Origin of the sequence: Nonomuraea maheshkhaliensis (assembly GCF_039529435.1) — a bacterium.
Classification (GTDB): Bacteria; Actinomycetota; Actinomycetes; order Streptosporangiales; family Streptosporangiaceae; genus Nonomuraea; species Nonomuraea maheshkhaliensis.
Genome location: NZ_BAAAMU010000228.1, coordinates 1 through 8,001, shown reverse-complemented (window position 1 = coordinate 8,001; position 8,001 = coordinate 1). Strand labels below are relative to the sequence as shown.

8 protein-coding genes are annotated in these 8,001 nt (G+C 70.8%); 4 read left to right on the top strand and 4 right to left on the bottom strand.

From position 1 onward, the window contains the following. The coding region (locus tag ABFX54_RS55145; protein ID WP_346115346.1) for a copper resistance CopC family protein at positions 1-352 on the bottom strand (352 nt) is incomplete at its 3' end. Positions 353-403: 51 nt separating this feature from the next. On the opposite strand from ABFX54_RS55145, the gene ABFX54_RS55140 reads away from it, so the two are divergent. Further along, positions 404-1,183 carry a class I SAM-dependent methyltransferase gene (locus ABFX54_RS55140; RefSeq protein ID WP_346115345.1) on the top strand — a complete coding sequence of 260 codons (780 nt, stop codon included), beginning with the start codon at positions 404-406 and terminating at the stop codon, positions 1,181-1,183. Here ABFX54_RS55140 and ABFX54_RS55135 read toward each other — a convergent pair. Together ABFX54_RS55135 and ABFX54_RS55130 are read right to left on the bottom strand one after the other, a co-directional pair. Then, positions 1,131-2,129, bottom strand: coding sequence for an AurF N-oxygenase family protein (locus ABFX54_RS55135; protein ID WP_346115344.1), 999 nt, complete (start codon positions 2,127-2,129; stop codon positions 1,131-1,133). The genes ABFX54_RS55140 and ABFX54_RS55135 overlap by 53 nt on opposite strands. A gap of 79 nt (positions 2,130-2,208) precedes the next feature. Further along, a complete protein-coding gene (locus ABFX54_RS55130) occupies positions 2,209-2,808 on the bottom strand; it encodes a TetR/AcrR family transcriptional regulator (RefSeq protein WP_346115343.1) in 600 nt (199 codons plus the stop codon). Between the two features lie 322 nt (positions 2,809-3,130). Between ABFX54_RS55130 and ABFX54_RS55125 the strand changes: the two genes are divergently transcribed. The 3 genes from ABFX54_RS55125 to ABFX54_RS55115 are packed head-to-tail and all read left to right on the top strand — an operon-like array spanning position 3,131 to position 6,830. Next, positions 3,131-4,297 carry an acyl-CoA dehydrogenase family protein gene (locus tag ABFX54_RS55125; RefSeq protein WP_346115342.1) on the top strand — a complete coding sequence of 389 codons (1,167 nt, stop codon included), beginning with the start codon at positions 3,131-3,133 and terminating at the stop codon, positions 4,295-4,297. Beyond that, positions 4,294-5,322 carry an acyl-CoA dehydrogenase family protein gene (locus ABFX54_RS55120; protein WP_346115341.1) on the top strand — a complete coding sequence of 343 codons (1,029 nt, stop codon included), beginning with the start codon at positions 4,294-4,296 and terminating at the stop codon, positions 5,320-5,322. The genes ABFX54_RS55125 and ABFX54_RS55120 overlap by 4 nt, the downstream gene beginning before the upstream one ends. Beyond that, positions 5,322-6,830, top strand: a complete 1,509-nt coding sequence (locus ABFX54_RS55115) for an AMP-binding protein (protein WP_346115340.1) — start codon at positions 5,322-5,324, stop codon at positions 6,828-6,830. Before ABFX54_RS55120 ends, ABFX54_RS55115 begins: the two co-directional genes overlap by 1 nt. Here ABFX54_RS55115 and ABFX54_RS55110 read toward each other — a convergent pair. Then, a complete protein-coding gene (locus ABFX54_RS55110; RefSeq protein ID WP_346115339.1) occupies positions 6,791-7,918 on the bottom strand; it encodes a C45 family autoproteolytic acyltransferase/hydrolase in 1,128 nt (375 codons plus the stop codon). The genes ABFX54_RS55115 and ABFX54_RS55110 overlap by 40 nt on opposite strands. Between the last annotated feature and the right edge of the window lie 83 nt (positions 7,919-8,001).

Sequence of the window (8,001 nt, the reverse complement as noted above, 5' to 3'; positions counted from 1 at the left end):
GGGTGAAGCTGATCTTCCCGGTGACGGGGTGCCCGTCGGCCGACAGGATCCGGTAGCCCACCGTGTACGACCCTCCGCCCGGCAACGGCCGCACCTTCACCGTGACCCGCTCGGCCGCCACCTCGGGGCTCCCGTCGGCCCACGAGGACCCGTCGGCCCCGGTCACGCCCACCTGCGCGTACCCCTGGCGTACCGCCTGGTCGAACACCAGGGTCACCCGTTCGGGCGAGGCCGCCAGCGTGGACCCGTCGCGCGGGTCGCTGGAGATGAGCACGTTGTGCGCCTGGGCCGGTGCGCCGGCCACGCCCACGGCGGCGAGGGCGAGCAGCAGGACCGTGAGTAGCCGCCTCACAGATCAGAACCTTCCATCGGACAATTCGCGAACCCGTATATGGTCCCATCCATGGAGGACCTGTTCGGCGGCGCGGCTCCCTACTACGCGAAATACCGCTCCGGCCACGGCGACCCGGCGATCGAGCACCTGGCCATGACGTTCGGCGCCGGGGCGACGGTGCTGGACCTGGGCTGCGGCCCTGGCACGGTGGCGATCCCGCTGGCCCGGCGCGTACGCGAGGTGCTGGCCGTCGACCCGGACGCCGAGATGCTCGCCGAGGGCAGGCGCCTGGCCGCGCGGGCGGAGAACATCCGCTGGCTGCGCGGCGACTCGACGACGCTCGACCGGCTGCCTCCGTTCGACCACGTCGTGATGGGGCGGTCGTTCCACTGGATGGACCGGCGCGCGGTGCTGGCGGACCTGGACCGGCTGCTGCCGCCGGGCGGCGTGGTGGCGCTGGTCGGCCCCACCCGCGCGGGCGAGGAGCAGCCGTGGGAGCCGGCCATGCGGCGGGTGCGCGACGCGTTCGGCGTCAACACCTTCACCGCGAGCAACTCCTACCAGGCCAGCGGCGAGCACCATGACGACGTGCTGGCCGGCTCGCCGTTCCGCGACCTCGACCGGGCCCACTACGAGGTGCGGATCGGCTACGACCTGGAGGCCGTGATCGGCCTGCAGCTGTCCTACTCCTACACCGCCCCGGCCCGCCTCGGAGACCGGCTGGACGCCTTCACCGAGGCGGCCAGGCGGGCGCTGCTCGCGTCCAACCCGTCGGGCAGGTGGGAGCTGGTGACGGTCACCGAGGTGCTGGTCGCCCGGCGGCCCGCGGCGCCTCCCAGATTCCCATGATCCGCCAGACGCGCCGGGTCACCGCGTTGATCAGCCCGATCTCGGCGCACAGCTCGCGCGTCCTGGCGACGGAGTCGCGGATGTTCCGCCGGGCGCCGGGGTCGCGGAGATAGACCTCGGCCACGACGCTCGCCGGGATCCTGAAGCGGCGGATCATCGCCCCGGGCGGGGCCAGCATGATGCGCGCCATGACGCCGAGGACGACCGGCGAGACGAGGCCGAGCAGCAGCCGCCGGTGCGCGGGCATCCTGGGCACGCGGTTGCGCAGGTAGTGCCGGGCGAAGGAGATGTGCCTGGCCTCCTCCGCGATGTGGATGCGCATGATCGTCTCTTCCAGCGGGTGGTGCGCCCGGCCGTCCTTGAGCACCCTGCGCTGGACGTGGTCGATCGGGTCCTCGCCGCCCAGCACGAAGATGAAGAACAGCTCGGTCGAGATCAGCGGGATCCAGGGCGCCACCTGGGCGATCATCGACAGCGGGCCGGGCATGCCGCGGATCGGCATCCCGGTACGGTTCACGAACTCCTGGAACATCATCCCGTGATGTCCCTCTTCGATGGTCTCGTGGTAGACGTAGCGGAACTCGGGGGATCCGTTCGGCAACCGGTAGGCGTAGTTGAGCAGCCCGCGCTTGAGCAGGTTCTCGAACTGCAGCCCGATCTTCATCGCCGTGGCCACCCGCCACAGCCCGATCCTGGCGCGCTCCTCGGGGGAGCGGCCGCGGTACCACGGGTGGCCGCCCAGCCGGTCGACCTCGGGCAACTCCCAGCGCGGATCCTCCGGATCCACGAGGAACTCCGGGTCGTCCCAGGGGATGTCGCGGTACGGCTCCCAGTGCTTGTCGACCGACGCCTTCGAGAGGCGTTCGATGACCGCTCGGTACGCGCTCCCGCTCGCGACCTGCTCGTCACGTTCCCTGGCGGTGGTAGAGCTCGGTGCGTCCGTCATCGCGTGCACTCCTCTCCTCGCCCGCTAATTGTACGAAGAATCCAATAAGGCGGGAAAGAGAGGACCGCGGCTTTTCCGGTCACAACTTGTCCTGGGGCACCCCCAGCTCGATCGCCGCCGCCGTACGGATCAGCACGTTGACCCGCCGCCGTGACAACACCTTGGGATGGGTGTGCGTCTGCACCGCCAGCCCGTCGATCAGCGCGAAGAGCCGCCACGTCGTCCCGTCGGGGTCCGGGCAGGTGAACTCGCCGCCCGCCACGCCGGCCTCGATGATCGAGCGCATGAGCGTGCGTCCCCTGGCGTCGATGCGCCGCGAGATCTCTTCGAGCTCCGTGCTGCGCATGGCCTCGGACCAGGCGTCGATCCACAACCGCCAGCCCTCGGTGGGGATCGCGGGCGAGCAGAGCCGCAGCAGCGAGCGCAGGCGGTCGAGGGGCGTGCCCGTCGAACGCTCCACGTCGGCCAGGGCTTCGAGATGCAGGCGGGCCGCGTACGCGAAGGCCTGGGCGAGCAGCCGTTCCTTGGTCTCGAAGTGGTAGAAGAGCAGCGCCTGGCTGACGCCGGCCGCCCTGGCGATGTCCAGGGTCCTGGCGTGCCCGAATCCCCGCTCCGCGATCACCTCGCAGGCCGTCTTCAGTAGATCCTCGCGCCGTAATCGGCTGAAACCTGTTGTCACAGCGAGTAACTCTAACTTCTGATCATTAGTATTTATAGGACAAACCGGGCGTCAGTGCTGCTGATCTGAGATGTTCCGGTACGGTGCGGCGGCCTGGCTTACCGACTGTCATGTTGATCATGGTAATCGGGAAAGGCCGAATGCCTTTCGGTAGGAGGTCACAAAAGCGCCTCAGTCCCCTATTTCGCCACGCTTGTGACGAAACGGGCGTTCCTGGGGGTGTGGCCGGGCGATTCGCGCGGGAAAGACCTCCAGAGCAATGCTCTATGCGTGCCGGGGCGACCTGACTAGAGTAAGTGAGCACTGATGCCGAGGAGTCGATGTGAACCTTGCTGATTATCGACGTGCGGCCGGAGCCTGGCTGCGGGACAACGCTCCGTCCGAGGACCCTCCTGAGGCCGACGGGATCGCCCGCGCCAAGGACTTCATGGCCAAGCTCTACGACGCCGGCTACTCCGGCATCACCTGGCCGAAGCAGTGGGGCGGACAGGGGCTGACCCAGGCCGAGGAGCGCGCGTTCGCCGAGGCGGCCCGCGACCACACCCTGCCCACCTACGTCTTCATGATCGGCCTGGGCATGACCGGGCCCACGCTCGTCGACCGGGGCACCGACGCCCAGCGCGAGCGGTTCATCCGGCCGCTGCTGCGTGGCGAGGAGATCTGGTGCCAGCTCTTCTCCGAGCCCGGCGCCGGCAGCGACGTGGCCAGCCTGCAGACCAGGGCCGAGCGCGACGGCGACCACTGGATCGTCAACGGCCAGAAGGTGTGGACCTCCGTCGCCCATCACGCCGACTGGGGGCTGCTGCTCGCCCGCACCGACGTGGACGTGCCCAAGCACAAGGGCCTGACCATGTTCGTGGTGGACATGCACCACCCCGGCGTGACGGTCAGGCCGCTGAAGGACATGTCCGGCAGGGCCAACTTCAACGAGATCTTCTTCGACAACGTCACCGTTCCCGACGAGCACCGCGTCGGCGAGGTCAACGACGGCTGGAGCGTGGCCGTCACGACCCTCCTGCACGAGAGGCTGTCGATCTCGGCCGGCGTCGGCATGGGCGGGCAGAAGGACAACCCCGCCTCCGTCGAGGCGCTGCGCCAGGTCGTCGACACCGGCGACCCGCTGGTCCGCGACGAGCTCGTCGAGCTGCACATCCGCACCCGCGCGCTGGCGCTGTTCAACCAGCGGCTGGCCCAGGAGACCAGAGCCGGGATCTTCCCCGGCGCCCGGGGCAGCGCCGCCAAGCTGCTGCTGGCCGAGCTGACCATGTTCCAGGCCGACCTCGCCACCCGGCTCGCCGGCCCCGAGGCGATGCTGGCCGACCATCCCCTCGCCCGTGCGATCTCCACGGCTCCCGGCATGGCGCTGGGCGGCGGCACCAACGAGATCATGCGCAACATCGTCGGCGACCGCGTGCTCGGCCTGCCGCCCGAGCCCCGCGTGGACAAGACCGTGCCGTTCAAGGACCTGAAGGTGGGGACGCAGGCGTGAAGCTCGTACTCAGCGAGGAACAGCGCGAACTGCGCGAGGCCGTACGCGGCTTCCTGCGCACCGCCTCCCCCCTGCCCAAGGCCCGCGACGGCTACGACCCGAAGGTGTACGCGCGCCTCAACGGCGAGCTGGGCCTGTCAGGACTGATCGTCCCCGAGGAGTACGGCGGCGCCGGAGCCGGTCTGTCCGAGCTGGCCGTCGTGTTGGAGGAGACCGGCGCCGCCCTGCTGCCCGGCCCCTTCCTGGCCACCGCCTTCACCGCGCTCGCGCTGACCGCGACCCCCGACAAAGAGCTGCTGACCGGCATCGCGGAGGGCCGCGTCGCCGCCACGCTCGACCAGGGCGAGCTCTCCTTCGACGGCTCCGCCGCGAGCGGCACCCTGCCCAGGGTGCTCACCGGCATGGAAGCCGACGTGCTCGTGGCGCCCGCCCCCAGCGGCGAGGGTGGCGGGAAGGTCCTGCTGGCCGTCGAGCTGGCCGGCCCCGGCGTGCGCAGGACCGCGCTGGAGCCGCTCGACCTCACCCGCGGCCTGGCCGAAGTGGTGCTGGAGAGCGCGCCCGCGCGGGTGCTCGGGCCCGCGCCGCAGGCCGGCGTCGGCGACCGGCTGTGCGTGGCGCTGGCCGCCGAGCAGCTGGGCGTGATGCGGGCGGCGCTGGAGTCGATCGTGGCCTACGCCAAGGTCCGCGTGGCCTTCGGCCGCTACATCGGCTCCTACCAGGGGGTCAAGCACAAGCTCGCCGACATGCACGGCAAACTCGAACAGGCCGAGTCGATCGTCCGCTACGCCGCCTGGGCCGCCGACGAGTCGCCCGAAGAGCTGCCCGAGGCCGCCGCGCTCGCGCAGGCGTACGTCGGCCGCGCCTGCTTCGAGGTGGCCCGCGACCACCTTCTGCTCCACGGCGGGATCGGCTATACCTGGGAGCACGACGCGCACCTGTTCTACAAAAGGGCCAAGGCGGACGAGGTGCTGCTGGGCCCCCCGAGGATCCACCGAGCCAGACTCGCGCAACTACTGGAGTTGTGATGGACGTCAGCGACCTCCCCGGCTTCTACGCCATCGCCGCCGCCGACCCCGGCCGCCCGGCCGTGATCGACACCGACGGCTCCGAGACCTCCTACGGCGACCTGCTCGCCCGGGTCAACCAGGTCTCGCACGGCCTGCGGGCACGCGGGCTCGGCACGGGTGACGTTGTCGCGGGGGTGCTGCCCAACGGGGTCGACGCCCTCGTCCTGGTCATGGCCACCGGGCAGATCGGGCTCTACTACGTGCCGATCAACTGGCATCTGACGGCCGCCGAGGTGGCGTACATCCTGGGCGACTGCGACGCCAAGGTGGTCGTCACCAGCGCCGAGCACGCCGTCCCCGGAGGCGAGATCGGGACGGACGGCCTGGCCGAGGGGCAGCCCGCGGACGCGCCCGCCGACCGCACCGCCGGCGCCGTCATGTGGTACACCTCCGGCACCACCGGCTTCCCCAAGGGCGTGCAGCGCCCGCTGGCGGGCGCCGAGCCGGAGCAGCTCGTGCCGCTCTACACGTGGTTCTTCGGGGAGGTCGTGGACCTCAAGGCGGGCGACGAGGTGCACCTGGTGACCTCGCCGATGTACCACTCCGCGCCGTGCGCGCACGCCCAGTTCGCGCTGCACCTCGGCCACACCGTGGTGATCACGCCCAGGTTCGACCCGGTGAACATCCTGGAGCTGGTCGAACGGCACCGGGTGTCCAACGCGATGATGGTGCCGACCATGTTCCACCGGATGTTGCAGCTGCCCGAGGAGGTCAGGGGCAAGTTCGACGTGTCGAGCCTGCGCCAGGTCATCCACACCGCCGCCGCCTGCCCGGTCGCGGTCAAGCAGCAGATCATGGACTGGTGGGGGCCGGTCCTGTACGAGTACTACGGCTCCACCGAGTCCACCATCGCCTTCGCCGTCAAGCCGCACGAATGGCTGGCCAGGCCCGGCACCGTGGGCCGGCCCGCGCCCACGTTCGAGGCGAAGATCCTCGACGAGGCCGGCGAGGAGCTGCCGCCGGGCGAGCCCGGCCTGATCCACGTCAAGTCCAGCATGGGTACGTTCGAGTACCGCAAGGACCCCGGCAAGACCGCCGCCAGCATGCGGGGCGAGTGGTACGCGCCCGGCGACATCGGCTACCTCGACGCCGACGGATACCTGTTCCTGTGCGACCGGCGCACCGATCTCATCGTCTCCGGCGGGGTGAACATCTACCCCGCCGAGATCGAGGCCGCCCTGCTCGAACATCCCGCCGTGGCCGACGTGGCCGTGATCGGGGTGCCCGACGAGGAGTGGGGCCACAACGTGGTCGCGCTCGTGCAGCCCGCCGCCGGGCACACGCCGGGCCCCGAGCTGACCGCCGAGCTGCTGGAGCACTGCGGGCCGCGGATCGCCAGGTTCAAGCAGCCGAAGCTGATCGAGTACCGCGAGCGGCTGCCGCGCACGCCGACCGGCAAGCTGTCGCGCTCGAAAGTCCGTGCCGACTATCTTGCTGCCGCGGAGAACACCAGCTCGTCGCTGTAGCGGCCGCCGTCGCCCAGGTAGAAGCGGGCCGACAGAGTACGGTCGGCGGTGTCGAACACCGTCGACCACAACGTGCGGAACGGCAGGTCTCCGGTCTCCGGCTGGCGGACCGCGTCCATGCCGTCCCGCACGTCGCCCGCGGTCATCGAGCCGGACTTCGTGCCGCGCTCGTACAGCGTGCGCAGCCGCTCGAACGTGCCGAAGCTGTGCGGGCCGTCCTCGGGCAGGTTCGCCGGGTCCGGGTGGCGGTGCAGCAGGTGGTTGGTGACGCAGAGCGGGGCGTCGCCGAGGTCGATGATGTGCTCGCTGCCGTCCCTGCCCCGTTCCCACACGAACGCCTGCCCGTACGCGTCGGCCACCAGGTAGTGCAGCGCCACGCCGAAGTCGTAGTGCTTGGCGCCCAGCAGCGCCTGCTTGGCCTGGTCGGCGTTCTCGCAGGTGTCGACGAGGAACCTGGGCAACTGCACACTCGCCAGGCCCACCTGCGGCGTGGCCGGGCCCTGCGGTGGCTCCGCCCGCTCGAAGTCGGCGACCAGCAGCATGACCGCCAGGCCGGCCGCGTTGATGCCGTCCATGCAGCCGTCGAGCTCGTTCATGGTGAGCACGACGGAGGCGAGCCCCTCGTCGGGCAGCGTCGTGATCACGTACGGGCGCGACGCCATCGGCAGCTCGTCCTGCCCCGGTGTGCCGCCCATGATCTCGCTGGTCGTCGTCGGGAAGAAGTCGTAGTTGCGGCCCACGCGGCCGTGCCCGTCGGCGGCGGCCGACGGCGGGATCCACATCGCCGAGCAGCCGGAGCCCGCGGGGACGAAGGAGAGGGCGTCGAGGGCCAGGTCGTCCTGGTCGGGGTCGAGTCCGAGCGCCGCCGCCGCGCCGTCCATGCGCGCGTGGTGCTGCGGCCAGTGGCGCTCGAACCAGGTCCTGCGCGCCCTGCCCACGACCGGGTCGATCGGCGCGGGCGCCCAGCCGAGCCGCCTGGCCTCCTCGGCCAGCGCCCTGCCGATCTCGACCTGGCCGCCGGCCAGGGTCAGGTGGCGGACCAGCTGGAAGTCGTTCTTGCCGCCCGCGACGTGTGTCAGGTTCTTCATGCCTTCGACCCTGCCGGGACCCGCTAGCCGCCCCCTTACCGGCCGCTGACGGCCCGCCGGTAACGCTCGGAGAGGCGTAGGAC